We start from the raw sequence: 24942 nt of genomic DNA, 5'->3' as shown, positions 1-24942 counted from the left end.
CCAACGCCATGATACCGTAAGCCGTTCAAATCTTTTGCGTTACACTGATAACTGGCTGGGGACGGCGTTGGGGCAGCACAATTCATTTACCGGAAAGCCCGAGCCGTATTTTTTCGGAGGGCTCACTGAATGCCGAACGGGATACGTACGCAACGCAATTTCAACGGCGGTGAGCCTTTCCAGGAAGATCTGCGAAACCGGTCCAACATCATAATAGGCGCACTTATTTGCGGTGGAGGCCTGGCTCTCCTGACCTTTGTTGGTATGCAATTTTATATAGCTTTAAAAGATCACACAGACAAATTTATAGCGCTATATCTGCTGGCGTCGATTTTTTTATTTTCCTTAACGACATATATTTTATTTTCTTTAATAAATTTTTCAGGACAAAATTTAAAATTACCGCGATCAACACTAATTGTTGTAGCAACATATGCTGCAATTGCTGGGATATATTTTATATTTCATATTTTCTTTTCTTATCACCCGCCCGCACAAGAGATTACTGAAACACATTTTGTCCTCGCTCTTGATGCTGACGATAAAGGCATCCCGCAACATGTCATCGAATGGAGCGCCAACCTCACGCAAAACCGCTACTGTCGGGTGCTTTGGCCGGTGTTTTGCCGACCGTCTTCGGCAGCCTGCTGACCATCGCGTTCGGAATCTGGTTTCCTCAAATCATGCTGCAAGATGTCACCAGCGCTTTCGACGTTGCCCAGAAGCTGGCGGCTCCCGTCCTGGGCCTCGGGCTGGTCGGCATAGGTGTGGCGCAACAGGCCGATACGGCGAAAATGCAAACCGATATTGAACTGGTAGAGAAAGGGCTGCCGCCGTCCATCCATCTATCGGACAACCAACGGGCCTATATTCTGACGAAGAACAATATCAGCGCGGAGTCGGCAACCTATATCCAGAACCAGATGGATTACGTCCATGACCAGCTGCAGGAAATTTCATCGACTCAAAGCAGCATGTCGACAACCCTGAATCAAAAGCCCGGTTACCAAGGTGAGGAAATTCAGGCCTTTCAGGCGCGTATTGCAAATCTGCAGAACCAGCTGGACAGCGCCAAAATCCAGATCAATCAAATCTCGAACCAGAACCGGGTATCCGAAGCCCAGATGGAAGCGACGGGGCGATATTTGAGTCAGATCAATACAACCCTGACAACCGGCAACACTGCAAGACAGGCTTATGAATGCACACTGCTGCAACTCGAGCTTCAGAAGGTTGATCCTCTTCAGCCGATCGTCATCAGGGACGTACATGAAAGCCTCGCTAAGCTCGACGCGCATGAACGGGAAAACATCCTCCAGCGCGCAGGCCACTTCATTACCGGTTACAACGCGATCGCCAATGCATCCGGTCCCGGGCAGGAGGCTGAAGCCGAGCGCATAAAGACGAGTCTTAAAAAAGCGTACGATGAGAATTGTCTGGCCGATGCAAAGACGTCTGTAGCGGTCTCGGCCGTAGATTCGGGGCATTAACGGCGCCGGAAATATGTCAGCGCCTGAGCCAGGCGGCGTACCAGGCCACCGCCATGCCCGGCTCGCCGCAATGCCCTTCGACAACGCGGCGGCGGCGCATGGCGCCGGCCTGGCGATAGGTAATCGCAACCGCTCCGGCATCGATGGCCAGTTCGCGGCGGGGCAACGGCACATCGTAATGATCGCCCTGGAACCATTCGGGCTTCATGCCGATTCGGACGGCCATGGCATGAAGTTCCGCGTCGCTGTCGGCGATCATGTGCGACATGCGCATGCCGCGAAATTCGCCGACGGCATAGCGGTACATGTCATCGATATAGACGGTCATGCGTCTGGAATACGCCATTCCGCTTTTCGATCCGAGCAAAAAAACCTCCCCTTTTCCCGTGACATAGGTTAGGCCGGAAACCGTAACCGCCAGGGGAACACACGCATGACCGAAAAGCCCGTCGCCTTGAACTCACCCTTTCGCATCCTGGTCGCCAGCCTGATCGGCACCACGATCGAGTTCTTCGACTTCTACGTCTATGCGACGGCGGCGGTCCTGGTGTTCCCGACCCTGTTCTTCCCGTCCAGCGATCCGACCTCGGCCCTGCTGCAATCCTTCGCCACCTTCTCGATCGCCTTCTTCGCGCGGCCGATCGGCGCGGCCGTCTTCGGCCATTTCGGGGACCGCGTCGGCCGCAAGGCGACGCTGGTCGCGGCGCTGCTGACCATGGGCCTGTCGACCGTCATCATCGGACTTCTGCCCGGCTTCAGGCAGATCGGCGTCGTGGCGCCGCTGCTGCTGTCGCTGTGCCGCTTCGGCCAGGGCTTCGGCCTCGGCGGCGAATGGGGTGGCGCCATCCTGCTGGCCACGGAAAACGCCCCGCCGGGCAAGCGCTCCTGGTACGGCATGTTCCCGCAGCTCGGCGCGCCGGTCGGCCTGTTCCTGTCGTCAGGCGTCTTCTGGCTGTTGCTGCATTTCATCTCGCAGGACGCGCTCATCAGCTGGGGTTGGCGCGTGCCGTTCATCTCGTCGATCGTGTTGATCGGCGTCGGACTGTGGATGCGTCTGTCGCTGACCGAGACGCGCGAATTCCGCGAATCGGCCGCACAGGAGGGCCATACGGGTGTGCCGATCGGCGAGCTGTTCGCCCGTCACAAGCGCGCCCTGTTCCTCGGCACCTTCGCAGCGCTGGCGACCTTCGTACTGTTCTACATCGGCACGGCCTACCTTCTGTCCTATAATGTCAAGGTGCGCGGCATCCCGTTCCTCGACGCCCTGGCCATCCAGATCCTGGGCTCGTTCGCCTTCCTGCTGTTCATTCCGCTGACCGCCTGGCTGGCCGACAAGTACGGCCGCCGGAAAGTCCTGATCTGGACCACGGTGCTGATCGCGTTGTTTTCGTTCGCCCTGGCGCCGCTGCTGGGCGGCTCGGTAACCAGCATCTGTGTGTTCGCCGCCCTGGCCATGGCGCTGATGGGCATGACCTATGGTCCCATCGGCACGGCGCTTGCCGCGCCCTTCCCGACGCGCGTCCGCTATACCGGGACCTCGCTGGCCTTCAATTTCGCAGGCATTGTCGGGGCGTCGCTGGCGCCCTACGCGGCAACCTGGCTGCAGAAGACCTACGGCCTGCCCTATGTCGGCTATTATCTGGGCGTTTCGGCCCTGATTACGCTCGCCTGCATCGTTGCGTCGAAGGATCACGATATCTGACCGAGGCGCCGCCTCTCCATAAGGAATTTGCCAATGGGCGTTGACGCCCAAATCTTCATTCGCCATGCAGGCCAGCATTTGACCGAAAAACAGGTCCACTTTCTGGCTGGCGATCTGTGCGCCCTGATCGGGCCGGAAAATTTCCATTTCCATCGCAAGCCACAAAACGGCGAAGCCCCACGCCACGCGCTTTCGATTGTAACCGATACTGTTGCCACCGTGCGGGCCGAAGCCGCTGAATACGGAGAGAGCGCTGACGATTTGATCGGCCATCCCGACGATGCCCCCGTCTGGCAGCAAGACGGCCCCCCTGTCATCGGGGCACCTCAGGAGCAATTCATCCGGGTGCACCTTTGGTCGCGATACTATGGTCCCGGTTATGAGCGTGGAAACTGGCCCACTATCCGCGCCTTGGTCGAGTTCCTCGAGTCGGCCGTTGCCGGTTGCCAAGTCTGGTACGGCGGCGACAGCTCGGGGATTAACGCCCAACACTTCAATGCGGCCAGGCGAGAGGCGTTCAATCGCCATTTCCTGGCCCAGGGACACACGCCCTACTATACAAGTTTCGACCGCGTGTTTTCGAAAGAAACGCTACTTTGCGATTTCTGCGGAGATCGTCCGATGAACGCTACGGGCCTTATCAAAGGGGCTTCGATTCATCGGTGTTATGGCTGCGAGCTGACCATGATCATAACGGGCGACGGGAAGCGTCACGAAATCCCCAAAGATGCCGACATGATGAATTGGCAGGATTACGTGAAGTGAGGCTAATAACCGCCGTAGACTGTTGCGTCAGGCACATTGTCGGAAAATCAGTCGCTCCCGGCGACGAAGGTCAGGGGCCAGGGGCCCTGCCCCTGGGTGGTACGGGCAGCCGGACTCGAACCGGCACGGGTTGCCCCGACGGATTTTAAGTCCGTTGCGTCTACCATTCCGCCATGCCCGCGTAGACCCTGGCCGGGTTATAGAGAAGGCTCGGGTCAGCGTCGATAGGTAAATCCGAGAATCCTCAGGTCCTTGAGGGAGCGTACAAGAAAGTAAGAAACCCCACCACCACATCTCCTTCGCCTGCGGCTCAGTCGTGCGGTCCCCCTCCCCATTTCTGCGAAACGGGGAGGTGCAAGAAGGTTTCCTACTTCTCCGCCTTGGTGGGTTCGGGACGCGTGAAGCTGATGTCGCTGTCGGCGACCATCCACAACGTCGCCGACCAGGCCGCCACGACCTGGTTCAGGTTCTCGGGATGGATCCGGTCCAGCACATCGTCCGGGGTATGGTGGGTGTTGAAATAGTCGTAGCCGTCCTGGTTCAGGGTCAGGCACGGCACGCCCAGGTCATGCAGCACGTCCGTATCCGAATCGCCTTCGGTCGAAGGCTCGCGCTTGACCGCGATGCCCAGCGGCGTCAGCAGCCGGTTCATCGTCTTGCCATAGGCCGTGTCGGCGGTCGCCGGCAGCGAGGCCGTGATCACCTTGTCGGCGCCGAAATCGGCCTCCATGGCGGCGACCATGTTGCCGGCCTCGGACGCATGGGCCCTGGCATAGTTGAACCCGCCCGAACCGAAACCGTCAGGCTGCGACATCTCCTCGGAGCCCCACAGCACGACGCGGATGGTGCGTTTGGGACGCAGGCCGTGGTCGAGGATCGCCTTGGCGGCGGCAATGGCGATGGCGTGCCCGGCCCCGTCGTCGATCGCGCCCGTGCCGAGGTCCCAGCTGTCGAGGTGACCGCCGATGACGACGACCTGCTCGGGGTGCTCCGAGCCCTTGATTTCAGCCACCACGTTGACCGAGGTGCCGAGTGGCGGGAAGACCGCGCCCGAGACCATGTGCAGGCGGACCGGTCCGGCCTCGCCCTTGCGCTGCATAGCCGCTATGCGCCCCAGTTGCTCTGCGTCCGGCGCGCTGATCGCCATGGCCGGAATGCCCTTGCCGTCCGACCAGTTGGTCGCGCCGGCGTGCGGAAAGCGATGGTCGTCCGTGCTGAGCGAACGCAGCACGAAGCCCACGGCTCCCCGTTTCTGCGCCGCCTGCGGTCCGGCCCAGCGGATAGCCCCCGACATGGCGCCATAGCCTTCGCCGGCGGTCGAACGCGCCATGGGCTGGATGATGACGACGATCTTGCCCGTCACGTCGATCGTCGAATCGAGGAAGGTCTGCCAGGACTCGAAGACGGCGGCCTCGGCTTCGACGTCTCCGGCGGTCGAGCCGCCCAGCGCCACGCCGACCAGCTTCTGCGGGAACGGCCCGGTGACTTCGATGCTGTCGTTCGCCCCGCGCACCCAGGCATGGTACGGGAAGCTTTCGACCACGGCGGTATCGAAGCCCATTGCCTTCAACCGGGACGCCGCCCATTCACCCGCGGCGCGTTCCTTCGCGCTGCCGGCCGGGCGCGCGCCGAAGCGCGTCGTAATATCGCTGACCCACTGGTAAGCCACGTTCGATTGCAGGGCATCGTCGCGTAAAATCGCCGCTTGGGCTTCGGGCGTCAGGGCCGGCACGGGCTTCGGGACCGGCATCATCGGCTTGGGTTTCGCCAGCGCCGGCCCGCCAATTCCTGAAAAACCGGCGAAAACGAGGGCGGCGAACGCGACAGCGGCGATCTTCATGGCAGGTCCTTTACGCGGTGATTTCTTCGAGGCGGGCTTCGGGGTTGCGCTTCTTGCCTTCGGCAATGACGGGTTCCAGCGCCGCCTTCAGTTCGGAAACGGCGGCATCGAGGCTATGCGCGTCCTGACCGCGGATGACCAGTTGCGTGCCGAATTCACCCTGGGCCAGGCCGAACGGGTACGAACCCAGCGAAAGGTCGTCATAGCGCTTGTCGATATCGCGCAGGGCGTCCGCCGCCCAGCTTTCGCCGACATAGGACAGCTTAAGCGTCCGCGACAGCACCTTGCGGCCGGTCTTCAGGCGCGGCGCCACGTCGGACAGCATGCCTTCCATGATCTTGGGCACGCCGGCCATGACGAAGACGTTGCGGATCTGGAAGCCGGGCGCGGCCGAGACCGGGTTCTTGATCAGGTCGGCGCCCTCGGGAATGCGGGCCATGCGGCGGCTGTTGGTGTTGAGCTCCCAGCCCATCTTGTCGGCGCGCTCCTGCAGAATGCGCAGCGCATCGGGATGTTCGGAAATGCCGGCGCCGAACGCCACGGCCATGGCGTCAGCCGTTATGTCGTCGTGCGTCGGCCCGATGCCGCCCGTCGAGAAGACGTAGTCGTAGGCTTCGCTTAGGGCCAGGACGGCCGAGACGATCTGCGTTTCGACGTCGCGCACCATGCGGACCTCGTTCAGGTCGATGCCGAGCGCCGCCAGGAATTTGGCGATTGTGTTGACGTTCGAGTCCAGTGTACGCCCCGACAGGATTTCGTCGCCGATGATCATGATGGCGGCGGTCGGATTGGGTGACGAAGTCATGAGTGCAACTCCGGAAGCGCAAGGTCTGCTGGTATCGGTGCCGGGGCTGAAAATCGGGCGTTTGCGCGCGCGTTACAAGCGATTCTTTGCGGATATCGAAACGGGCGCGCTCGATACGGCTGAAACCATTACAGCACACTGCCCCAACGGCGGCAAGATACTGGGTTTGCTCGACCCCGGCACGCCGGCGCTTTATGCCGATGTCGACAGCCCGACCGCGAAACTGCGCTACCGGCTGGAGGCCCTGCGGCAAGGCGATACCTGGGCCGGCGTCAATACGCAACGCCCCAACAGGCTGATTCCGCTGGCCATCGCGGCCGGAGCGATCCCCGAGCTTTCGGGCTACACGACAATACGGCCCGAGGTTAAGTACGGCGTCAATTCGCGCATCGACCTGCTGGCCACCGGGCACGACAGCCATCCCGACACCTATATCGAGATCAAGAACTGCCACATGTCGCGGACGCCCGGCCTGGCGGAATTTCCCGATTGCGAGGCGGCGCGAAGCACCAAGCATATGTACGAGTTGATCGAGATGGTGAAGGCCGGCTTTCGCGCCGTCGTCGTCGTCTGCGTCCAGCGCAACGATGTCGACCGTTTCGACGCGGCGCGCGATTGCGATCCCGACTTCGGCCGCGCCTACGACGCTGCGCGGGCGGCGGGCGTCGAGATCATCGCGGTCAGCTTCGAGATTTCACAGGACGGCTGGCGGTTCGACAAGGCGCTCGAGGTGGTTTAGCCCATCATGTTGCCGGTGCCGCCGAACGCCTTGTTCAGGCTGGCCAGCCGGCTGCTTTCGTCGTCATCGCCTTCCGGCCCAAAGGCCGACATCAGTTGCGTAGCGAACAAGAGACCGCTCGAATCGCCGCCATTGTCGCCGAACACCAGTTGCATGATGGCCTGGTCGGCCTTGAGCTTGTCGAGCCGCGCCACGATCATCGGATTGGTGCCCAGCCCGGTATCCGCCGTGACGGCGTCATCGGGCTCGGCCGGAGCGATCGGCATGGGCGCATCGCCGCCCGTGTGCGTCAGGTTGCTGACGACCGAGGCGACATCCAGCGCCTTGCCGTGCTTGTAGAAGATGGTCGGGTTGGCGTGCGCCGCCGCCGGAAACAGCGAGGCCGCCCGTGCGCCCGGCCGCGAGGCATTGGCCGTGATCAGGTCGGCGGCCCCGTCGGCGCCCAGGAAGTGCGCGGCGTAAAGCTCGCCCTGGGTAGGGTCGCGGCCGATGCGCCCCTTCAGGTAGGCGGCGTGCCCGGCGGTCATTTCGGCGGCCATGACAGCGTTGGCGTCGGGATTGAAGCGCAGCCCCATGACCTGGTGGCGCACACCCGGATCGGTCACGCGATAGCGCCCGTCCCTGCCCTTGGTGATCTGGTCGGCATAGGCGCCGTAGCCGTGCTTGGCCCCGTTGGTCTTGAGCACGCCCAGCCAGGTCTGCTCGACGAACTGGAACAGGCCGGCGGCCGAAGACGTCCGCGCCCGGGCATTGGGGTTGAGCGAGCTTTCGCGCTGCGCCGTCTTGACCAGGTAGCTGAAGTCGACGCCGGTGGCGCTGGCGGCCCGCTGCAACGATCCCATGACGCCATGGGCGACCGTCTCAGCGGTCTGGCCGATGCCGTTGATAAGGGATTGGGGACTCGTTACTGACGTGGGCATGGGCAAATATTGCCCACATCGTGGTTAACACACCCTTAAAACCGGTCCGGTGCATAGAGGGCCGCATCATCCGGCAAGGCTTCGCCCAGAATCAGGGCGGTGACAATATGCGCGGCCAGCGGCGCGAAGATATAGCCGTTGCGGCGCATCCCCACGGCCACCAGCACCCCTGAAGGATCGCGGCCGATCAGCGGCCAGCCGTCCGGCGTCGAGGCCCTCACCCCTGCCCGGCCCGTCGCATCGGACAGGTCGAGATCGGGCAGTATCTGCCGGGCGCGCGCCTTCAGGTCGTCGATCTCGGCAGCGTCGATGGCGCTGCCGGTCTGGCCGAACTGCATTGTGGCGCCGAAACGGGCCGTGTCGCTATAGCCTGCCAGGTAGCCGAGCGGAGACCGCAGCACGCCGGTCGTGCCTTGTGCCTTCAGTTCGAGCAGGTGGCCCTTGATCGGCGACAGGCTGTTGAGCGACGGCACGTCGCCGGCCAGGGCGGCGGCATCATAGCCCGCCGCCAAGACGATGTGGCCGGCCTTGACGATCGTGCCGTCATCCAGCGTGACAGAGATGGGTGTGACCGACCGGACGGCGCCGGACAACACCTGCCCGCCCAGTTCACGCAGGCGGGCCTCAAGCAGCGTCAGGACGGCGCCCGCCGGCACCAGCCAGTCGCCTTCGACCCGCACGCCGTCGCAATCGCTGGCGACGGGCTCAAGCTCGTCGTCGGTCAGGGCGCGGAAGACGGCCCCCATGGCGTGCAGGCGCGGCGTGGTGATGTCGCTGGCATTGTCGCTCTGCGGCCAGACATAGCGGCTGTCGGTCTCGGTCCTGGCTCGGGCGATCAAGTCACCCAGGGCCGGGCCCCAGGCGCCGCCCTGTTCATGCCATTGCTGTTCGGCCGCCTTCAGGCGCGCGAAGGCGACATCCGGTTCGTGCTCGATAAGGGCTTCCAATACCGGCGCGATCATGCCGGCGGCCACGCCCGAGGCGATGGCGTCCCCGCGGTCGCGGGCAATGAGCGTCACGCTCAGTCCGCGCGCCTGCGCGACGACCGCGATGCACAAGCCGGTGATGCCGGCGCCGATAACGATAAGGGAGGGGGAAGTCGTCATAGCCTACCGCAAAGAAGTCCGTTGCCTTAACCGTGTCCGGATAAGGGCGCTATGCGACATATTGTCTGGGAATCCGGGTCGGGCCTGCGATGGTACCGCCTTCTGGTTTCGAACCAGATACCTCCAGAGCCACAATCTGGCGCTCTACCAAGTGAGCTAAGGCGGCACGTCATCGCAGGAAGCGCGTGTCTAACGCCATGTTTGGCGATTATCAAGACCCGTACAGCGAAATCTGTGAAATTCCGCCACCTTCCTCGCATTAAACGCAAAAAGCCCCGGATACGAGATCCGGGGCGCCGGCTTCAGGGATGTCACCGGCTAGTTAAGCCGCCATACAACGGTCTGGCGCAGGATGGAGCCCACGGTGGCATTGCCCTTGGTGGTGTCGACCCGGCCCTTGTCCTGGACCATGCGGACAGTCGCGGCGCCGAAACCGTAGCGGCCGGGCGTTTCGGCGATGGCGACGCAGGACACCTGCCCCGCCGTATTCAGGACGGTGCACTGCACCGTGGCGCTGCCTTCGATCTCGTCTTCGGCGGCGCGCGGCGGATAGTAGTTCGTCAGGGCGTCGGCATCCGGGAAACGGGCCCAATGAACCTCGGTCGCGCTCGTTGCCGTCCCGGTATCCGGCTTCGGATCCACCTTGGGAACTTCGACCGTCGGAATGACTTTCGGGGGCTCGTTAGTATCGATGCCATGCGGCTGCGGCGGGAAAGGATTGGTTTCCGGTGGATTGTTTGTCAACGGCGCGGCGTGGATAGGCGGCGGCGCCTTCTGGGGTTTCGGCTTGTCAGGCGTGACCGGCTTTTCCGGACGATAGGGCTGGAGGATAATGGTTCCGCCGTCGGAAATCTTTTCCTCCTTCGGCATCGTAAAGGTCTGGTTGATCAGGTACCAGGCCAGCCCGGCATGCAGCAAGGCGGCGATACTTGCGGCTACAAAGAACGACCTGGGCAGACGCTTTGCCGGGACGGCGTAGATGGCGGCATGACGGCCGTGGGTGGGTTCGTCCATTTCAACTCCTCCATGACAAGACCAGGCAGAAGTATAGGCAGCCGCCATTACACTGAATGACTTGGCCGTTACGCTCTGCATCAATAGTCTGAACGCTGATATCTTTTCGGCAAATGTCTTGCTGCCGTTATCCTATAGTACGCCTGTCATGGACCCGGCACAAACGCCAATAATCGCCAAAAATTCAATAAAATCAGAGTCGTTTATACAAGACGGAGGCCACCGATATTCGCCGGTGTTCGTTTGCGAACACTGTGGCGCGCAAAACAAAAAACCCGAGGCTTTCGCCTCGGGTTCTTCGTTTCTTCTGGTAGTCCGGCCTAGCCGAGCTGGAAGCGGAAGGTTTGCTTCAGCTTCGAGCCGACCTGAACCTGTCCACCGCCGGTATCGACCCGGCCCCTGCTCTCAAGGGCCTTAACGGCGGCAGCGCCGAAGCCGTACCCTGCGGGCGTTTCACTGACCACCGAGCACTTGATGCGACCATCGGCACTGATGATCGTACATTCCACCGTCGCGGCACCTTCGACTTCGTCTTCGGACGCGCGCGGCGGATAGTACTCGTTGAAGTCCGGGAACTTCGCCCACTTGGGGGTGACGTATGCCGGAGCCGGAGGCGCCACCGGAGGCGGCGTGCTCTGGTTCATCTGCTGCGGCGGCTCCTTGTAGTCCTGGTGCGCTTCCTTAGGAACAGGCGGCACCGGGATCGGAGGCGGCGGAGCAACGTCCGTCGGCGGCGTTACGCGCGGCTGAACCACGGGGGGTGGCGGCGCTTTCGGCGGCGGCGGAGGCGGAGGTGGCGGAGGTGGCGGAGGCGGTGGCGGTGCGACCAGGTCGACGTTCACCTTCTCATCGCTGAACTTCTGCTCGTGAATCTGGAAACGGGCCTGAAGGAAGTAGTAGGCCACGCCCAGGTGGAGTGCGGCGGCGACGCCAATCCCGACAAACAGAGAAGATGAAGCTTTCTTCTCGGGTGGGTCGAGGATAGGGTCCCGTTTTCTATGGGGTGTTTCGTCCATAAACTTTAGACCCTTTAGTTATTCGCGTCTTCGCCCTGGAGCGCAACGCTGTAGAAGCCATTGTCCTGCAGCTTATTCATCAGCTTCATGAAATCGGCGTAGCGGGTGCCTTTGTCACAGCGGATGAAGATGCGTTCCTGATCCGGATCCCGAGCGCCGATACGCGCACGGAGATCGTCTCCCAGCGTATCGAGCGAACTCGGGTCGTCACCGACATACACATTGCCGTTTCTTTGCAGCGATATGTAGACCGGTTTCGGCGGGTTCGGTTGAGGTTTAACCGATGCCGGAGGCAGTTTCACTTCGACGTTCACAGTGGCCAACGGAGCGGCAACCATGAAGATAATGAGGAGAACCAGCATCACGTCCACGAATGGGGTAACGTTGATGTCGTGGTTCGACTCCACGTGGAATTTGCTGCCGCCGCCACCTGATAGCTTGGCGCCCATCGTGATTACGCCCCTTTGTCAAGCTGACGCGACAGGGAGTTCATCAGTTCCGAAACGAATTGCTCCGAACGGGTGCCGTACTGCGTGATACCCGTGTTGAAGACGTTGTACATGACGACCGCCGGGATAGCGGCGATCAGGCCGAGGCCGGTAGCCATCAGGGCTTCGGCGATACCCGGAGCGACGACCGCGAGGCTGGTGGTGTGCGAGTTCGAGATACCGATGAACGAGTTCATGATACCGTAAACCGTACCGAACAGACCGATGAAGGGGCCGGTCGAACCGACCGAAGCGAGGAAGGCCAGACCGCCCGAGAGGCGCTTGGCGAGACCGGCTTGGACGGCGTGGATCGAAGCCTGGGCGCGGTTCAGGGTCGAGTCCTTGTGCTCGCCCGAGATCTGCAGGCCGGCTTGCTTCGACAGCTGGACTTCTTCGGTGCCGACGGCGGCCATATCGGCCAGCGGGTTGCCGGCAAACTCGTCCGAGACGGCGATGCGGTTGATGTCCGCGATCGAGCGGGCGCCGCGGTAGGCTTCGAGGAAGTTGTTCGAAACGCGGTTCAGGCTCGAGAAGTCGAGCAGCTTCATGATCAGCAGGATCCAGGAGATAACCGAGCAGACGCCCAGGAGGATCATGACGACCTTAACGACGATGGTCGCACCGGCGAACATCGAGACGAAGTTGACGTCAGCCTTGCCGCTGTGGCTCGAGCTGGACGACGAGGAATCGTCGGTGGCGGCAGCATCAGCCGGAGCGGCCGGAGCGGCAGCAGCGGCGGAGGTCGCCGGAGCCGGGGCGGCGGCCGATTGGGCCAGCACCGGAGAGCTCATCAGCAGGGCAGCTGCGCCGAGCAGAGCAATGAGCGGATTGTGTTTCTTGTGTTCGAGCATCTTTCGCCAATTCCTGAATATGGACTACGCCCGTAGGGCTGACCAAGGACTAAGGGGGAAGCGTTTACCCCATGTTAAAACCAAAAGCCCCTGTGGAAAAATAAGGCCTGCGGCCTGCTTTTTCGCACTCGGACCTCACGTGCCCGGTTCGGCTTCCGTGCGGCATTCTAACGGCCGCATCATGTCCCCGCCGAGCACAAACTTTGCCAGTATGAACCATTCCCGTTCAAAAGGCGACCTATATTGTTAACGGCTGTTAACCGTTCGTGATATAGGTTTGGGCCTAAATGATCCGGCGCGACGCGAAACGTCAAGGTATCAGTTACAGACAATTTTTCGACCTATGCACGTTTAGCGGCAACACATTTCAAAAGTGTGAAACAAAAATTCAAACATGTCCGATAGTTAATGTTTATCGAGCCGCGTTATGGATAGTTCCCGCACCTCAAAAAAAATTTTCCCTGCGTAATCGATTACGGGCCGAATGCCCCTCACAGGCGAAATCGGGAAAAACGCTGCAACCGCAAAAGCGCAAAGGAAACGCGGCGGTCCGCCGGTGAAGCGCGAGGGTTGATTCTCCGAACGGTGGAATTCCGGAATTGAGCTTCCGCCGTTATTTGAAATTCCGTCGCGAAAAGCCGGGGATTTATTTCTTTTTTATGGCTTGCCGCAGCGCGGAACCGCCCTCGCCTTTCGAGAGAGAAAGCTTCCGGTATCTGAAATCGGCCAGAGCCGCGTTCAAGCGCCAAATAAGACAATTCATTAGATCCGTGTGTTTCACGCTCAAAGGTCTGCCTTCATCAAACGATTCTCAGCCGGCGATCCGAGAATCTTAAGACAAAGCCAAGGTTCCTCTTGAAAAGCTTCTGGCGGTTCTGTTGTCGTCGTTACAACATACTGGAATAGCGGTGCCTCACCAACTGCCTCAAGCTGCCTGATGAGGTCAAACAAACGATTGTAGATCGACCGGCCCAAATCAGCCTCGCGAGGGCTGTCGTGAAGCAGAAAACCAGGCAAGCGCGTCTTGCCCTCCATGGTTAGCATCAACACCGCATAGTCGAAGGCGACGACCTTCAAAGAGTCTATGGCCGCCCCACCCAGATCGGTCCTTAAGGTCAGCCCTTTGCCATCCAACTTAATATCTGCCGAAGCCTGGGTATGACTGAGTTGCCGGACAACGGTTTGGAAGTGCGCGGCAAGCTGGGCAATTGCCAAAGACGCTGCCTTACGGTGCGCCCCCATCATACCTTTGACGCCTTCAAGTTCCGCTTCCTTGTCAGCAAGGGTCTTTGCGCCCGGCTTCTGGCGTGATTGAGAGACCGATGGGCGGAAATAAGTCAGGCTGCATTTGTGGCCACCCAGGCTATGTCTTCGGCGGCCAGATCGAGGTCGATCTTGTCCAGGCCATAGCGATCAATCATTTGCAGCGCGAACTGGGCACGACCATCCGACCACGCACTTGAGGGCATGCCGTTCAAACCTGTGCCGAGCGCCCATGTCCCATCGGTGACATTATCAATAAGCGCACCCGTCCCGATAAGCTGGGCTACAGCGGTTCGCCAGGCTAGATCTATACGCGGTCGGAAGGGAAAGACATTGGCCGCACCGCCATCTTGCGCATCCGACCCAACCAGCCGCAGCCAAATCGCACGATCCGTCCCTTTGAGTTGCCGCGTCAAATATCTGGGTTGCAGCGCAAAAATGGCGGCAAGCCGGACGGTCGACGATGGTATGGCTTTCGGTAGCGCTTTGATGATGGCGGCAAGTTGCGGCAAGACCGTGTCGGCAGCATTGCTGCCGGTTGAGCGAACTGCAATCTTTTCGGTAATACCTCGTGTCGCAGTGGGGCATACTGCTCCGTTATTGTTTAGCGAGATTGCTCCAAGGATGATCGCTATCTCGCATGGCCGCGTTATAATCTGGAGCATCCGGATTACGCGCCTGGGCTATCGTGTTTTCCGTCATTGCCAGGATAACCCACTCGATAACCCACGTTGCCCTGAATGTCGGCGAATACCAGCGGTTACCTGCGAGGTTACAGGCAACACAATATCATGAATCTAAAGGATTTTCTAGATATCAGCGAACATCAGCGAAGGGGGAGATGGTGCCTGGAGCCGGAATCGAACCAGCGACACGCGGATTTTCAATCCGCTGCTCTACCAACTGAGCTATCCAGGCCCTCTGTCACTGCGCGGGCGTAAGGCCACCGCGCCGGAAGGAGGCAGGTCTATAGGCGAGCAATTTCGCCTTGTCCAGCCGAAAGGCCGGTCTTTTTTCATTTTTTCCTGTGGAATTACGGCGGCGGCTATTCGCCGTCATCGTAAGGCAGCCGGGTGTTCGGAGCGGCCGGCTCATCGCCCTGGTCGACCGTCAGCGCCCCCTCGCCGCCGATGACGTAATCGCCCTTCAGCCAGTGGACCAGGTCGACATCGGCGCAGCGCTTCGAGCAGAAGGGCGCATAGTCGCGGGCGACATTGACGACGCCTTCGACGGCCTCGCCGTAGGGCTGGTGGCAACGGGTGCAGTAACGGACGCTCATGACAGGACCTCGGGCGATGCTCCGGTCTCGAGCCGCAGCAGCGGCGCAAGCGGATCATAACTGTTATGGATCAGGGGACGCACCCTATCTAGGACATCTGCCGGCGCGCGCAAGGTCAGGATGCGGCCAGGGCGCTCCCTGGCCTGGCGCGCCGCGGTCCTGAGAAGCCGCCCCGCGGCCACCAGATCGGCCGGCAGGTCGATCGCGGGACACCAGCCCCAGGGCCGGATGAATTCCAACGTGCCGAACTTCGTCACCGGCGTCCCCATAAGGCGGCGGGCCTCGGCGGCAAAGGCGTTCTCCAGTGCACGCCGAAGGCCTTCATTGTCGTGCCTGCGCCCGATCAGGTCGATGACGACCAGCCCCGCCAGGCCTGACAGGCGCAGCCTTCGCGCAGCCTCGGCGACGGCCGTGTCGTTGCAGCGCCGGACGGCCGCCTTACCGGACGCGGCGTCGCCCAGGTCGACATCGCAGGCGATCAGGGCGCGCGTGCGCTCGATCGACAGGTATCCGCCACCGGGCAAGGCGCCCGACGGATTGAACGCTTCGTCTTCGGCGGCGTCTATGGCGTCGCCATCATCGGCTTGCGCCACGTCTTCGTCGCCCATCAGGTGCCGGGCCTGCGCCACCACCCGTGCCTTGAGATCGAGAACCGGCGACAACCGCCTCAGGTCCTCGCCTTCCGCCGGCCGCAGCAATCGCGCACGCGCCAGCTTTTCCTTACGTGCCGCGGCGGCGATTTCGATTTCCACCGCAATGCCGTCGGCCAGGCGGTGCATCATCTCCACGGGGGCATCGAGCACGGCTTCGCCGCCATCGGCCAGGCCCAGGAAACCCACGCCCCCTGCCCGGCCCTTCAGCCGCGCCACCGACACCGTACCCGGCACGGTCAGGGCAGGATCGGCCTCATAGCCTTCAGCGTACAGCTGCGCCCTGCCGTCGCGGAAGAGGGCAGCGCGCGCCAGGCCGAAGCGGCTTTCATAATAGAGAATCAAGGGGCCCAGCCCGCGCCTTCCAGCAGGCAGCGCGTTTCATAGACCGGCAGGCCGATCACCGACGTATAGCTGCCGACCAGATTGGTGACGAAGGCGCCGGCCCGCCCCTGCAAGGCATAGCCTCCGGCCTTCCCTATGCCTTCGCCGCAGTCCAGGTAGGCGGCGATGTCGGCGGCGGTCAGGACCTTGAAGGTCAGGCGCGTTTCGACAACGCGCGACGACAGGCGGCCGCCGGGCGCTATCAGGGCGATACCCGTCTGGACGCGGTGACCGCGCCCGGACATCAACTCCAGGCAGGTGCGCACGTCGTCGGGGGTCAACGCCTTGTCGAGCACGCGCCGGCCGACACAGACCACGGTGTCCGCCGCCAGCACGAAGGCGTCCGGGTATGAGGCCGCCACCGCCCGGGCCTTGTCGGCCGCCAGGCGCTGCGCCAGCTGGCGCGGAGTTTCGGAAGGCTTGGGAGATTCGTCGAGATCGGCGGCCGCGATGCCGTCGGGCACGATGCCGATCTGCGCCAGCAGGTCGCGCCGGCGCGGGCTGGCGCTGGCCAGGATCAGGGGAGCGCGGGACGCCATGCGGGCCGCGCGCTGCTTATTTAAAGCGATAGGTGATGCGGCCCTTGGTCAGGTCATAGGGCGTCATTTCGACCATGATCCGGTCGCCCGCCAGCACGCGGATACGGTTCTTGCGCATCTTGCCCGCGGTATGGGCGATGATCTCATGGCCGCTGTCTTCCAGCTTGACGCGGAAGGTGGCGTTCGGCAGCAGTTCGATCACGGTGCCCGGAAACTCGAGCAGTTCTTCTTTGGCCATGCAGACTCTCAAATAGGTTTGTGCGCGCGGAATCGCCATCACGCCGCACGGGAAGTGCGCCCTTTATACCCAAAGGCATTAAACGTAAACGGCAAAACGCCCCCCGCTGTGCGGAGGGCGCTTGGGAATAGTCCGTCGAAGCCGTTTTAGAACTTCTTGACCAGGCTGACCGAGGTGGTGCCGGTCGTGCCCTTGTGGTTCTGGAAGTCCGACTTGGTGTAGTCGACGCGGGCGGCATAGTCGCGGTTGAAGTGATACTGGGCGCCGACACCGTAGTCGACGGCCGTTCCCTGTTCCAGCTTGCCGGCCGAAGCCGGCGCCTTGAGGTCGGTGTCCGAGACGCCGACGCGGCCCAGAAGATCGATGTTCGAGCTTACCGGCAGGTAGCCCACGCCATAGACGCCGACCTTGTTGGTCAGGCGGTAGTCGCCGGCCGAGGTCGTGTCCTTGTTGGTGCCGAACGCGGCTTCGCCTTCGACGCCGAAGTGCGGCGTGATCTTGGTGCCGACGCGGGCATTGACGCTGCCGAGGTTCGAACCGGTCTTGTGGTTGTCCTGGCCCTGGACGCCGAGCGAGCCGTAGACGCGGCCGACGTCGGCATTGTTCGAGGTGTCCTGGGCCATGGCGGCCGAGGCAAAGGTACCAATGGTCAGCGCCGAAGCGGCGGCAATAATGAGGGTCTTCATATCTGTGCTCCATATTTTCATTGGTGGCGATCATCGTGTCGCCTGAAGAAAATATGGATGCGGCGACCGGCCTTCGTGGGGCAGGCATGAGGTCATTCTGGGGTATTTGCCGCCAATAAAGGCGAAACCGTCACGGTTTTGTCGCCAATAGGGCGAGTGGTGTTATATCGCCGCTTTGCGGTCGTCTTCCGGCCACGTTGATGAACCGCGGATGAATAGTCGCAGATTACAAAAATGTAAGAAAATCATCAACATAGGCAAATATTGCCTATTGGCCGCCGCCGCGTCCGGCACATTGGGCGACTCACCAATTATGGCTTGATCTGCAGCGCGTTGATCAGGGTGAACAGCCGGCGTGCCGTTTCATGGTCGATCTCGATCTTGCCCTTGAGGCGTTCGGTCAGCAGGTCGGCGGCTTCGTTGTGGACGCCACGCCGTCCCATGTCGATGGCTTCGATCTGCGACGGCGTGGCGTTCTTCAGGGCGTCGTAATAGCTCTCGCAGATCATCGCATAGTCGCGGATCATCGCCTTGAACGGCATCAGCGACAGCATGATCTTGCGCGTGAAATCCGGTCCGGTGATGTCGAAGACCAGGCGGTTGTCTTCATAGGCCAGGCGCAGGTCGAACGGCCCTTCCGATCCGGCCTCCGCCGCCCCTTCCGGGGTAAAGCTGTTCTTTTCGATCAGGTCGAACATGGCGACCTTGCGTTCGTGCTCGACCTGGTCGGAAGGCGCCGACAGGGAGGCTTCGTCGATATCGATACGGGCGATACGCATGGCGGGCTCCAGGCTCAGACGGGGTGAACGGGTTTCGATTTGGCGCGGCGCGGCGCGGCCAGGTCCATCATCAGCACGTCGAGACATTCGACTTCGATTCGGATGTCGCGGCTACCTTGCCCGGCAAAGCGCAGGATCAAGGCATGCGCCGGCGCCTCGAGGTCCTCAACCTCGATGCCCAGCAGGCTGAGCGGTGCGCCCGGGACCTTCGGATCGAAGCCACGGCGCTGGACCTTCGTGACACAGCTGATGCGCAGGACAGACGGCGCCCGCAGCGGCACGCCTGCCCCGCTTTCGTTGCAGAAGCGATTCATGCGCAGCGTGAAATGCCGGCCTTGCGCGTCGTATTCCATGTCGCCCGGGCGCAGGGCCGCGTCCTGGACCAGCGCCGAGATCGGGCCCACGTCCTCGGCCGCCTCGGCCATCAGGCGCAACGGCTTCACCTTAGGCGCCCCGAAGCCGAACACTATTCGTCCTCTTCGACGGGGCTGTCGCCCTTGAGACGGCGGATATTGGCGCCGCACGCCGACAGCTTGCCTTCCAGGTTCTCGAAGCCGCGGTCGAGATGGTAGACACGGTTGACCGTCGTTTCGCCTTCCGCCGCCAGCCCGGCAATGACCAGGCACGCCGAAGCGCGAAGGTCGGTCGCCATGACCTGTGCGCCCTTAAGGCGCTCGACGCCGCGCACCCGCGCCTCGCCGCCGCTGACCGAGATGTCGGCGCCCAGGCGGCCCAGTTCCGGCACGTGCATGAAGCGGTTTTCGAAGATGGTTTCGCGGATGACGCTTTCGCCGTCGGCCAGGGTCATCAGCGCCATGAACTGCGCCTGCAGGTCGGTGGCGAAACCCGGATAGACGTCGGTCGTCAGGTCGACGGGGCGCAGGCGGCCCGCGCCGCGCTTTATGGTCACGGTGTTGTCGCCGCGGGTGATTTCGCAGCCGGCTTCGACCAGTTTGTCGAGCAGGACGGCGATCAGGTCCGGGCGGACCCTGGTCAGGCGAACCTCGCCGCCGGCCATTGCCGCCGCGACGGCATAGGTGCCAGCTTCGATGCGGTCGCAGACCACGGCCCAGTCGGTGCCCTTCAGGCTGGTCACGCCCTCGATCGTAATGGTCTTGGTGCCGGCGCCCGATACCTTGGCGCCCATGGCGTTGAGACAGTCTGCCAGGTCGACGATTTCCGGCTCGCAGGCGGAATTGTGCATCACGGTCGTGCCGTGGGCCAGCACGGCGGCCATCAGGGCGTGCTCGGTGGCGCCGACCGAAACGAAGGGGAAGGTGATGTCGCCGCCCTTCAGGCCGCGCGGCGCCTGGGCGAAGACATAGCCTTCGTGCATGTCGATATGCGCGCCCAACGCTTCCAGCGCCTTGAGGTGCAGGTCGACCGGACGCGCGCCGATGGTGCAGCCGCCAGGCAGCGAGACCTTGGCGTGACCGGTACGCGCCAAAAGCGGCCCCAGCACGTTGAACGAGGCGCGCATCTGGCGCACCAGGTCGTAAGGCGCGAACGATGAGGTGATTTCGGGTGTATGCAGCAGGGTCTGCTGGCCGTCGGGGCCGTCCGATTCGGAGATGCCGCAGCCGAAACGCTGCAACAGTCGGCCCAGAAGACGCGTATCGGCCAGCCTCGGCATATTTGTCAGCCGCACCGGTTCGGAGGTCAGGAGCGACGCCGCCATCAGCTTGATGGCTGAGTTCTTCGCGCCCGAAACGGGGATGTCTCCGAAAAGAGGATTGCCGCCCTCGATGGCAATGCGGTCCATATATGCGTCCCGAAAACGTTGGAAATTGTGGAGTGTGCGGTTCTACATCACATTGCCGCCCGCGCAACGGGGTTTATGTGCTCTGCCCGCTGTTTCCGCTCGCTTTTTCGTGAAGTTCAGGCGTCTCCGGCGGGACAGCGTCCCTTGCCGCGGCCTTGCGGCGGCGCAGGTTGTCGCGCAGCGCCTTTTCCAGCGCCTCTTCGCGCGCGGTTTTGGAAGGTGTCTTGTCAGCGTCCGTCATCACAAATGCCCTAACGAGGATGCAGGCATAAGAAAAGACGGGAATAATTTCAAGGACGGCGATTTTTTGCTTTGTCTTCCCGAAAAGTTTGGCTATAGCCCACGCCCTCGGAGCGCTTTATGCGGCTTCGGGCCGTATTAGCTCAGTGGTAGAGCGCATCCTTGGTAAGGCTGAGGTCGGCAGTTCAATCCTGCCATACGGCACCAGCGGGGCCCGGTTCGAAAGAGCCGGGCCCCGATCCGTTTCAGGACAATCGAAAACTCTAAGGCTGCTTATCCCGCGTCAGATAGACGAAGCGGTCGATATAGTGCTCGTTGATCAGGCGCACGCCGCCCAGGGAATCGCCGTCGATCTTCAGCGCCCAGAACTGACGCTCGGTAAAATCCTTGTAGTGCGCCGTCAGGGTATGCAGTTCCGGCTTCATCACGAAGGTCATCGAGGGACCATCGGCCGGCGCACCGTCGGCGACATAGGTCAGCTTGGCCGTATAGGACAGGTCATGGCCGTCGGGCGTGATCTGGAGGACCACTGGCATGTCGACGCAGGCGATCTCCGACCGCGCGCATTGCAGCGTGCCGGTCCAGCGGCCTTCGGGATTGTCGGTGACGGAAGCGGAATGGGCCGCCGAAGCGGAAACGAGGCAGGCCAGGACGGCCGCAGGCAGGATACGCGCCAATCGGGTTACTTTCATAGGTGAGCTCCCCAGCTCGGCGCCAACCATACCGCGAAAGTGCGGCAATCAAAAGTCCATGCGTAAAACGAACGCATAACAACCCTGTTATTAGCCTAAATAGACTAACCGCTTCTTTCCCTTGGTGGCGCGCATCTCGGCCAGGTTCTCGGCGTGGCTCGCCTCCCCGCGCTCGACGTACAGCGTCTTTTCGATAGTCTTCTGGATCATGTGACAGGCATAGAGCTGGCCCTGGAAAAGGGTATCCGCGATACTGCCGGCCGGGATGACGGGAACGATGCCGTCGAAGGCGCTTATGCCGCTGTCCATCATCAGCACGATGGCCGATATGAAAAGCGTACCGGCATCGCAACGGGCGCGGACGCCTTGCAGCAGGATAAACAGGCCCGACAGCACCGAATAGATGGCATTGATCGGCGCGCCGGCGATCGGGATCCATGACAGGATGCCGTCGATACCGACGACATTGATCGGCCCGATCTTGATGATGCCGTCGGACAGGCGTTTGACCGCGGTCAGAGTGTCATGAATCCGGTCGATGTCCTCTTGCGATCTCGCCAGCATTCGCCCCACTCCCGAAATGTATAGACGACCGTCCGTCCAGGCAGTAAGTCCGGCATGGGCAGAGTTGTCAACACGGGCGTTAACCATGCAGATCGTCAAGGGCGTGTTTTCGGCCCTTTGCACCGCCATCGCGCTGGCCCTGGTGGCCTCCGGCTTCGTTTGCGTCGCCAACGGCCATCGTCACGTCTTCTACCTGATCGACATCTTCACCCTGCCGATCCTGTCCGTGGCGGTCATCGCCATCCTGGCTTTCGCGGCGATCCGCCAGGTGCGCGCGGCCGCCCTCGGCGCCGTGGCCGTCCTGCTGCTCGGCATCGCCATGGCGCCGCAAGTCTTTCCGCACCAGGCCGCGCCCGACCCGGGGGCCCAGCCGATACGGATGGTCTGGGCCAATCTCTATGTGCTCAATCCCGAACCGCAGAAGATCCTGCCGTGGATCGAGACAAAAAAACCCGACATCGTGGCCTTCGTCGAGATCAACCGCGACGCCCGCGCCGACCTGATCGACAAGCTGAAGGTGACCTATCCCTACATGGTCGTGCATTACGACATGCTGATCGCCTCGCGCTGGCCCCTGGCCCATGCTCAGCCGCGCCCGGCGGGCTTTGCGCTGGTGACCCTGACAGTCAAGACTCCGCAAGGACCGCTGAACCTCGCGGTCACGCACCTGACACGGCCCTGGCCGTTCACCGAGCCCGGCGACCAGCCCCGTCAGTTCGCGCGGCTGGAAGACAGCCTGAAGCCCCTGCCCCCGTCGCGCTTCGTGCTGGCGGGCGATTTCAACACAACGCCGTCGGCGGCCCAGTTGCGCGACTTCGCGAAGAGCCTCGATATCCATGCCGCGCCGGCCCTGACAGGGACATGGCGCGCCGACCTGCCGGGCCTGATGCGGGTAACGATCGACAATATCCTGGCCAGTTCAGACCTCAACCTGTCGAAACGCGAGGTCGGCCCGGACGACGGTTCCGACCATCGCCCGGTCTATGTCGAGATCCGGCCTGTAAAGCCCTAGGTATTCAGGCCCGGGGCTTCCGGGGCCGGCGCGGCGCCAGGGCGGGCGAAATATCGGCCAGAGGCAGGGGCAGCTTTTCCGCTATCTCCTCGGCGACTGCCGGCACGACCGGGGTTTCGCTCACCGGATCAATGACCGCCCTGGGAGACTCCGCAAGGGCTTCGGCGGCCTTTTCGGTTTGTTCCGTCACCGTATTCGCCGTCGTTTCAGCCCCTTCGGCGGCTGTGTCGGACGCAAGCTCGGCCGTTGACGCCACGTCTTCAGCGAGGTTCGCATTGGCATCGGCCACCGTTTCGACCGTCTCCACCGTTGTGGCCGCGGTTTTCGTCACGGCCTCAGCGGCGGCACGGTTGGCCGTTTCAGCGACCGGGAACAGGTCTCCGGCCCTGGGCGTCAGGACGTCCACGCTGTGCTGGGCGGTAGCGATGGCTTCCTCGATCGCCTCTTCCAGCTTCTCCTCGGCCTCGAAGGCGATCTGCATGGGGGCGCTGAAGGAGTCGTGGGTCAGTTCGGCGATCCGGTCGGCCTCTTCCGCCACCTCGCCCCAGCCCTTGCTCCACGGCGTAGCAAACGGCAGAGCAAAGCCCGGCCACTTGGCGAACAGATGCGTGCCGGGCCCCAGGGGCTCAAGAGCCGTGAAACCGAGGCTGTTCTTCATGGCCTGGCTCATCGACCAGAAGCCGAGCCCTGTCGCTGTCGCCGCCATGAACGGCGCCCACAGCGGCGAAAACGCACCCAGCCAGATATGGAAGGCCTTTTCCGATGCCTGCCGGACATCGTCCGGCGTGGCGAAGCTTACCGTCGTATCCGTGTCCGTCATGCTCAACATGGCTGCCAACCTTCGCTCATAGATGTTGCAGCGCAGCATAGCATAGGCGCGGACACAGTCCAAACCGGGAGATGAGCCTCACGCGGATTGTGATTAAAGGCGCTGCACCTTGGCCACGCCGCCCGCTTCGCCGAAGACGGCGACGACGTCGCCGGCAATGGCTTCCAGTGTCTGCGCAAAGCCTTCGGGCGCGTTGACGGCCACCAGGGCGCAGCCGTTCATCTTCATCGGGTTCCACAAGGGGCGCAGACGCACTTCGGCGGCCACGATGTCGGCGCCTTCGAGATCGCGCTCCATATGGCGCAGGAAGGAATCGAGCGTCTCAAGATCCTTGACCGGCAGCCAGACCAGGGCACGGGCATCCGGCCTGAGGTCGAGCACCTCGGCCAGCGTCGTGACGATCGCCGCATAGTCGCCCGGCAGTTCGAACGGCGGATCGATCAGATACAGCAGGTCGTGATCGTCGCTGTCCTTCGCGACCTCGGTAGCTATGGCGTAGCCGTCGGCCTGGATGGCGTGGCCGCGCGGCTCGACCCTGGCCCGCAACAGACCATAGTCGTCGGGCCGCAGTTCGCAGCCGATATAGTCGTCGTCGGCGCGCAGGTGGTCGAGGGTCAGGACCGGCGAGCCGGGATAGAGACCGACGCGGGTATGAAAGCCCACCGCAGCGTTCTTGGCCCGGACGTAGTCAGCCAGGGGCCTGAGGTTATCCGGCACATTGTGGCTAAGCAGGTGCTTGATACCGGCCTCGGCCTCCTTCGAGCGCGCGAAGTCCGGGTCGGACAGGTCATAGGCTCCTGCCCCGGCATGCGTGTCGACCACGCGCAGGGATTTTTGGCCTTCACGCAGGAGCCTCAGCAGCACCAGCAAGGCCGCGTGCTTGGCCAGGTCGGCGAAGTTGCCGGCATGATAGCCGTGGCGATAGTTCACGGCAGCAGCCCCAGTTCTCTCTGTTTCTTCTTCGACAGGCCCGATGCGACAATACCGTGCGCGTCGCGGACGAAGTCGAGCAGTTCATCGTCGCCCAGCGTATCGCCGCGATAATACTGGATCCACTTCAGTCCACGCGACGCGAGGTACGGCGCCGGACGGCAGTCAGGATGGTCGCGCAGGACCTCCCAGCCCATTTCCGACACCTTGAAGCTGGCTGCGAAATGCCCGTCTTCCTGGCTGCCGGCGATAACATAGACCTTGCCGCCCACCTTCCACACATCGTGGTCGCCCCATTGCACCACGTGGGTGCTGGCGGGCAACCTCTTGCAGAAGGCGTTGAAGCGATCCTTATCCAT

Annotated in this window: 31 protein-coding genes and 4 tRNA genes; 7 read left to right on the top strand and 28 right to left on the bottom strand. The window is 62.2% G+C overall.

The window, feature by feature from the left end:
- The first annotated feature begins 129 nt into the window (after positions 1 to 129).
- Complete coding sequence (locus AB8717_RS08200) at positions 130 to 651, top strand: hypothetical protein (RefSeq protein WP_443750536.1); 522 nt, start codon at positions 130 to 132, stop codon at positions 649 to 651.
- Positions 624 to 1490, top strand: coding sequence for a hypothetical protein (locus AB8717_RS08195; RefSeq protein WP_443750535.1), 867 nt, complete (start codon positions 624 to 626; stop codon positions 1488 to 1490). Before AB8717_RS08200 ends, AB8717_RS08195 begins: the two co-directional genes overlap by 28 nt.
- Before the next feature lie 16 nt (positions 1491 to 1506).
- Here the strand turns inward: AB8717_RS08195 and AB8717_RS08190 are convergent, their stop codons facing one another.
- Complete coding sequence (locus AB8717_RS08190) at positions 1507 to 1836, bottom strand: DUF4031 domain-containing protein (protein WP_443750534.1); 330 nt, start codon at positions 1834 to 1836, stop codon at positions 1507 to 1509.
- A gap of 87 nt (positions 1837 to 1923) precedes the next feature.
- Here AB8717_RS08190 and AB8717_RS08185 point away from each other — a divergent pair, with 87 nt between their 5' ends.
- Together AB8717_RS08185 and AB8717_RS08180 are read left to right on the top strand one after the other, a co-directional pair.
- Entirely contained in the window at positions 1924 to 3192 is a 1269-nt protein-coding gene (locus tag AB8717_RS08185; protein ID WP_443750533.1) for an MFS transporter, read from the top strand.
- A gap of 33 nt (positions 3193 to 3225) precedes the next feature.
- The gene (locus AB8717_RS08180) at positions 3226 to 3957 is read left to right on the top strand and encodes a hypothetical protein (protein WP_443750532.1); all 732 of its coding nucleotides are present in this window, start codon (positions 3226 to 3228) and stop codon (positions 3955 to 3957) included.
- A gap of 97 nt (positions 3958 to 4054) precedes the next feature.
- Here the strand turns inward: AB8717_RS08180 and AB8717_RS08175 are convergent.
- From AB8717_RS08175 to AB8717_RS08165, 3 genes are all read right to left on the bottom strand, one after another.
- Positions 4055 to 4138 (bottom strand) — tRNA-Leu (locus AB8717_RS08175).
- A 186-nt stretch (positions 4139 to 4324) separates the two neighbouring features.
- The gene (locus AB8717_RS08170; protein WP_443750531.1) at positions 4325 to 5797 is read right to left on the bottom strand and encodes a M20/M25/M40 family metallo-hydrolase; all 1473 of its coding nucleotides are present in this window, start codon (positions 5795 to 5797) and stop codon (positions 4325 to 4327) included.
- A gap of 10 nt (positions 5798 to 5807) precedes the next feature.
- Positions 5808 to 6602 (bottom strand): competence/damage-inducible protein A, encoded by a 795-nt coding sequence (locus AB8717_RS08165; RefSeq protein WP_443750530.1) that lies wholly within the window; start codon positions 6600 to 6602, stop codon positions 5808 to 5810.
- Between AB8717_RS08165 and sfsA the strand changes: the two genes are divergently transcribed.
- Positions 6601 to 7341, top strand: coding sequence for a DNA/RNA nuclease SfsA (sfsA, locus tag AB8717_RS08160; RefSeq protein WP_443750529.1), 741 nt, complete (start codon positions 6601 to 6603; stop codon positions 7339 to 7341). The two genes, AB8717_RS08165 and sfsA, sit on opposite strands and share 2 nt — an antisense overlap.
- On the opposite strand, the gene AB8717_RS08155 is transcribed toward sfsA, so the two are convergent.
- The 19 genes from AB8717_RS08155 to AB8717_RS08065 all read right to left on the bottom strand — a co-directional run bounded on the left by AB8717_RS08155 (position 7338) and on the right by AB8717_RS08065 (position 20557).
- The gene (locus AB8717_RS08155) at positions 7338 to 8261 is read right to left on the bottom strand and encodes a transglycosylase SLT domain-containing protein (RefSeq protein WP_443750528.1); all 924 of its coding nucleotides are present in this window, start codon (positions 8259 to 8261) and stop codon (positions 7338 to 7340) included. The two genes, sfsA and AB8717_RS08155, sit on opposite strands and share 4 nt — an antisense overlap.
- A gap of 35 nt (positions 8262 to 8296) precedes the next feature.
- Positions 8297 to 9367: an NAD(P)/FAD-dependent oxidoreductase gene (locus tag AB8717_RS08150; protein WP_443750527.1), complete on the bottom strand. Its 1071-nt coding sequence runs from the start codon at positions 9365 to 9367 to the stop codon at positions 8297 to 8299.
- 90 nt (positions 9368 to 9457) lie between these two features.
- Positions 9458 to 9533, bottom strand: a tRNA-His gene (locus tag AB8717_RS08145).
- Positions 9534 to 9685: 152 nt separating this feature from the next.
- The gene (locus tag AB8717_RS08140; RefSeq protein WP_443750526.1) at positions 9686 to 10381 is read right to left on the bottom strand and encodes an energy transducer TonB; all 696 of its coding nucleotides are present in this window, start codon (positions 10379 to 10381) and stop codon (positions 9686 to 9688) included.
- Positions 10382 to 10701: 320 nt separating this feature from the next.
- Positions 10702 to 11397: an energy transducer TonB gene (locus AB8717_RS08135; RefSeq protein WP_443750525.1), complete on the bottom strand. Its 696-nt coding sequence runs from the start codon at positions 11395 to 11397 to the stop codon at positions 10702 to 10704.
- 14 nt (positions 11398 to 11411) lie between these two features.
- On the bottom strand, positions 11412 to 11846 hold the full coding sequence (locus AB8717_RS08130; protein ID WP_443750524.1) for a biopolymer transporter ExbD: 435 nt from the start codon (positions 11844 to 11846) through the stop codon (positions 11412 to 11414).
- Between the two features lie 5 nt (positions 11847 to 11851).
- Entirely contained in the window at positions 11852 to 12736 is an 885-nt protein-coding gene (locus tag AB8717_RS08125; protein WP_443750523.1) for a MotA/TolQ/ExbB proton channel family protein, read from the bottom strand.
- A gap of 783 nt (positions 12737 to 13519) precedes the next feature.
- Positions 13520 to 13981, bottom strand: coding sequence for a hypothetical protein (locus AB8717_RS08120; RefSeq protein WP_443750522.1), 462 nt, complete (start codon positions 13979 to 13981; stop codon positions 13520 to 13522).
- Positions 13982 to 14073: 92 nt separating this feature from the next.
- Positions 14074 to 14511: a hypothetical protein gene (locus tag AB8717_RS08115; RefSeq protein WP_443750521.1), complete on the bottom strand. Its 438-nt coding sequence runs from the start codon at positions 14509 to 14511 to the stop codon at positions 14074 to 14076.
- Positions 14512 to 14841: 330 nt separating this feature from the next.
- Positions 14842 to 14917: transfer RNA gene (locus tag AB8717_RS08110), tRNA-Phe, on the bottom strand.
- A 127-nt stretch (positions 14918 to 15044) separates the two neighbouring features.
- Positions 15045 to 15278 (bottom strand): DNA gyrase inhibitor YacG, encoded by a 234-nt coding sequence (locus tag AB8717_RS08105; protein WP_443750520.1) that lies wholly within the window; start codon positions 15276 to 15278, stop codon positions 15045 to 15047.
- On the bottom strand, positions 15275 to 16273 hold the full coding sequence (locus AB8717_RS08100; protein WP_443750519.1) for a ribonuclease E/G: 999 nt from the start codon (positions 16271 to 16273) through the stop codon (positions 15275 to 15277). The genes AB8717_RS08105 and AB8717_RS08100 overlap by 4 nt, the downstream gene beginning before the upstream one ends.
- Positions 16270 to 16851, bottom strand: coding sequence for a Maf family protein (locus AB8717_RS08095; RefSeq protein ID WP_443750518.1), 582 nt, complete (start codon positions 16849 to 16851; stop codon positions 16270 to 16272). Before AB8717_RS08095 ends, AB8717_RS08100 begins: the two co-directional genes overlap by 4 nt.
- 16 nt (positions 16852 to 16867) lie before the next feature.
- Positions 16868 to 17089: a translation initiation factor IF-1 gene (gene infA, locus AB8717_RS08090; RefSeq protein WP_192618509.1), complete on the bottom strand. Its 222-nt coding sequence runs from the start codon at positions 17087 to 17089 to the stop codon at positions 16868 to 16870.
- Positions 17090 to 17235: 146 nt separating this feature from the next.
- The gene (locus tag AB8717_RS08085; protein WP_443750517.1) at positions 17236 to 17775 is read right to left on the bottom strand and encodes a porin family protein; all 540 of its coding nucleotides are present in this window, start codon (positions 17773 to 17775) and stop codon (positions 17236 to 17238) included.
- A 311-nt stretch (positions 17776 to 18086) separates the two neighbouring features.
- Positions 18087 to 18554: a UPF0262 family protein gene (locus AB8717_RS08080; RefSeq protein WP_443750516.1), complete on the bottom strand. Its 468-nt coding sequence runs from the start codon at positions 18552 to 18554 to the stop codon at positions 18087 to 18089.
- 14 nt (positions 18555 to 18568) lie between these two features.
- On the bottom strand, positions 18569 to 18997 hold the full coding sequence (locus AB8717_RS08075) for a DUF2948 family protein (RefSeq protein WP_443750515.1): 429 nt from the start codon (positions 18995 to 18997) through the stop codon (positions 18569 to 18571).
- 23 nt (positions 18998 to 19020) lie between these two features.
- Positions 19021 to 20316 (bottom strand): UDP-N-acetylglucosamine 1-carboxyvinyltransferase, encoded by a 1296-nt coding sequence (gene murA, locus AB8717_RS08070; RefSeq protein WP_443750514.1) that lies wholly within the window; start codon positions 20314 to 20316, stop codon positions 19021 to 19023.
- Positions 20317 to 20389: 73 nt separating this feature from the next.
- The gene (locus AB8717_RS08065) at positions 20390 to 20557 is read right to left on the bottom strand and encodes a hypothetical protein (RefSeq protein WP_443750513.1); all 168 of its coding nucleotides are present in this window, start codon (positions 20555 to 20557) and stop codon (positions 20390 to 20392) included.
- Between the two features lie 131 nt (positions 20558 to 20688).
- Between AB8717_RS08065 and AB8717_RS08060 the strand changes: the two genes are divergently transcribed.
- Positions 20689 to 20763 (top strand) — tRNA-Thr (locus tag AB8717_RS08060).
- A gap of 56 nt (positions 20764 to 20819) precedes the next feature.
- Here the strand turns inward: AB8717_RS08060 and AB8717_RS08055 are convergent.
- Positions 20820 to 21248, bottom strand: a complete 429-nt coding sequence (locus AB8717_RS08055; protein WP_443750512.1) for a hypothetical protein — start codon at positions 21246 to 21248, stop codon at positions 20820 to 20822.
- 90 nt (positions 21249 to 21338) lie between these two features.
- On the bottom strand, positions 21339 to 21812 hold the full coding sequence (locus AB8717_RS08050) for a DUF4112 domain-containing protein (RefSeq protein ID WP_443750511.1): 474 nt from the start codon (positions 21810 to 21812) through the stop codon (positions 21339 to 21341).
- Between the two features lie 85 nt (positions 21813 to 21897).
- Here AB8717_RS08050 and AB8717_RS08045 point away from each other — a divergent pair, with 85 nt between their 5' ends.
- A complete protein-coding gene (locus AB8717_RS08045; RefSeq protein ID WP_443750510.1) occupies positions 21898 to 22824 on the top strand; it encodes an endonuclease/exonuclease/phosphatase family protein in 927 nt (308 codons plus the stop codon).
- A gap of 4 nt (positions 22825 to 22828) precedes the next feature.
- Here the strand turns inward: AB8717_RS08045 and AB8717_RS08040 are convergent, their stop codons facing one another.
- The 3 genes from AB8717_RS08040 to AB8717_RS08030 all read right to left on the bottom strand — a co-directional run bounded on the left by AB8717_RS08040 (position 22829) and on the right by AB8717_RS08030 (position 24942).
- A complete protein-coding gene (locus tag AB8717_RS08040; protein WP_443750509.1) occupies positions 22829 to 23653 on the bottom strand; it encodes a hypothetical protein in 825 nt (274 codons plus the stop codon).
- Between the two features lie 93 nt (positions 23654 to 23746).
- The gene (rlmJ, locus tag AB8717_RS08035) at positions 23747 to 24583 is read right to left on the bottom strand and encodes a 23S rRNA (adenine(2030)-N(6))-methyltransferase RlmJ (protein ID WP_443750508.1); all 837 of its coding nucleotides are present in this window, start codon (positions 24581 to 24583) and stop codon (positions 23747 to 23749) included.
- Positions 24580 to 24942: an MmcQ/YjbR family DNA-binding protein gene (locus AB8717_RS08030; RefSeq protein WP_443750507.1), complete on the bottom strand. Its 363-nt coding sequence runs from the start codon at positions 24940 to 24942 to the stop codon at positions 24580 to 24582. Before AB8717_RS08030 ends, rlmJ begins: the two co-directional genes overlap by 4 nt.

The organism is Asticcacaulis solisilvae (assembly GCF_052327315.1).
Classification (GTDB): domain Bacteria; phylum Pseudomonadota; class Alphaproteobacteria; order Caulobacterales; family Caulobacteraceae; genus Asticcacaulis; species Asticcacaulis solisilvae_B.
Note: the sequence above shows the minus strand (reverse complement) of the source record. Positions and strands in the feature narration are given on the sequence as shown.

Excerpts from the sequence above, each read along its gene's own strand:
- AB8717_RS08185 (WP_443750533.1), top strand. The coding sequence starts at position 1,924 with ATGACCGAAAAGCCCGTCGCCTTGAACTCACCCTTTCGCATCCTGGTC.
- AB8717_RS08130 (WP_443750524.1), bottom strand. The coding sequence starts at position 11,846 with ATGGGCGCCAAGCTATCAGGTGGCGGCGGCAGCAAATTCCACGTGGAG.
- AB8717_RS08170 (WP_443750531.1), bottom strand. The coding sequence starts at position 5,797 with ATGAAGATCGCCGCTGTCGCGTTCGCCGCCCTCGTTTTCGCCGGTTTT.
- AB8717_RS08150 (WP_443750527.1), bottom strand. The coding sequence starts at position 9,367 with ATGACGACTTCCCCCTCCCTTATCGTTATCGGCGCCGGCATCACCGGC.
- sfsA (WP_443750529.1), top strand. The coding sequence starts at position 6,601 with ATGAGTGCAACTCCGGAAGCGCAAGGTCTGCTGGTATCGGTGCCGGGG.
- AB8717_RS08055 (WP_443750512.1), bottom strand. The coding sequence starts at position 21,248 with ATGAAAGTAACCCGATTGGCGCGTATCCTGCCTGCGGCCGTCCTGGCC.
- AB8717_RS08045 (WP_443750510.1), top strand. The coding sequence starts at position 21,898 with ATGCAGATCGTCAAGGGCGTGTTTTCGGCCCTTTGCACCGCCATCGCG.
- AB8717_RS08080 (WP_443750516.1), bottom strand. The coding sequence starts at position 18,554 with ATGCGTATCGCCCGTATCGATATCGACGAAGCCTCCCTGTCGGCGCCT.
- infA (WP_192618509.1), bottom strand. The coding sequence starts at position 17,089 with ATGGCCAAAGAAGAACTGCTCGAGTTTCCGGGCACCGTGATCGAACTG.
- AB8717_RS08095 (WP_443750518.1), bottom strand. The coding sequence starts at position 16,851 with ATGGCGTCCCGCGCTCCCCTGATCCTGGCCAGCGCCAGCCCGCGCCGG.
- AB8717_RS08050 (WP_443750511.1), bottom strand. The coding sequence starts at position 21,812 with ATGCTGGCGAGATCGCAAGAGGACATCGACCGGATTCATGACACTCTG.
- AB8717_RS08165 (WP_443750530.1), bottom strand. The coding sequence starts at position 6,602 with ATGACTTCGTCACCCAATCCGACCGCCGCCATCATGATCATCGGCGAC.
- AB8717_RS08200 (WP_443750536.1), top strand. The coding sequence starts at position 130 with ATGCCGAACGGGATACGTACGCAACGCAATTTCAACGGCGGTGAGCCT.
- AB8717_RS08065 (WP_443750513.1), bottom strand. The coding sequence starts at position 20,557 with ATGACGGACGCTGACAAGACACCTTCCAAAACCGCGCGCGAAGAGGCG.
- AB8717_RS08180 (WP_443750532.1), top strand. The coding sequence starts at position 3,226 with ATGGGCGTTGACGCCCAAATCTTCATTCGCCATGCAGGCCAGCATTTG.
- AB8717_RS08190 (WP_443750534.1), bottom strand. The coding sequence starts at position 1,836 with ATGGCGTATTCCAGACGCATGACCGTCTATATCGATGACATGTACCGC.
- AB8717_RS08105 (WP_443750520.1), bottom strand. The coding sequence starts at position 15,278 with ATGAGCGTCCGTTACTGCACCCGTTGCCACCAGCCCTACGGCGAGGCC.
- AB8717_RS08155 (WP_443750528.1), bottom strand. The coding sequence starts at position 8,261 with ATGCCCACGTCAGTAACGAGTCCCCAATCCCTTATCAACGGCATCGGC.
- AB8717_RS08125 (WP_443750523.1), bottom strand. The coding sequence starts at position 12,736 with ATGCTCGAACACAAGAAACACAATCCGCTCATTGCTCTGCTCGGCGCA.
- AB8717_RS08140 (WP_443750526.1), bottom strand. The coding sequence starts at position 10,381 with ATGGACGAACCCACCCACGGCCGTCATGCCGCCATCTACGCCGTCCCG.
- AB8717_RS08135 (WP_443750525.1), bottom strand. The coding sequence starts at position 11,397 with ATGGACGAAACACCCCATAGAAAACGGGACCCTATCCTCGACCCACCC.
- AB8717_RS08085 (WP_443750517.1), bottom strand. The coding sequence starts at position 17,775 with ATGAAGACCCTCATTATTGCCGCCGCTTCGGCGCTGACCATTGGTACC.
- AB8717_RS08120 (WP_443750522.1), bottom strand. The coding sequence starts at position 13,981 with ATGATGGGGGCGCACCGTAAGGCAGCGTCTTTGGCAATTGCCCAGCTT.
- murA (WP_443750514.1), bottom strand. The coding sequence starts at position 20,316 with ATGGACCGCATTGCCATCGAGGGCGGCAATCCTCTTTTCGGAGACATC.
- AB8717_RS08040 (WP_443750509.1), bottom strand. The coding sequence starts at position 23,653 with ATGTTGAGCATGACGGACACGGATACGACGGTAAGCTTCGCCACGCCG.
- AB8717_RS08030 (WP_443750507.1), bottom strand. The coding sequence starts at position 24,942 with ATGGATAAGGATCGCTTCAACGCCTTCTGCAAGAGGTTGCCCGCCAGC.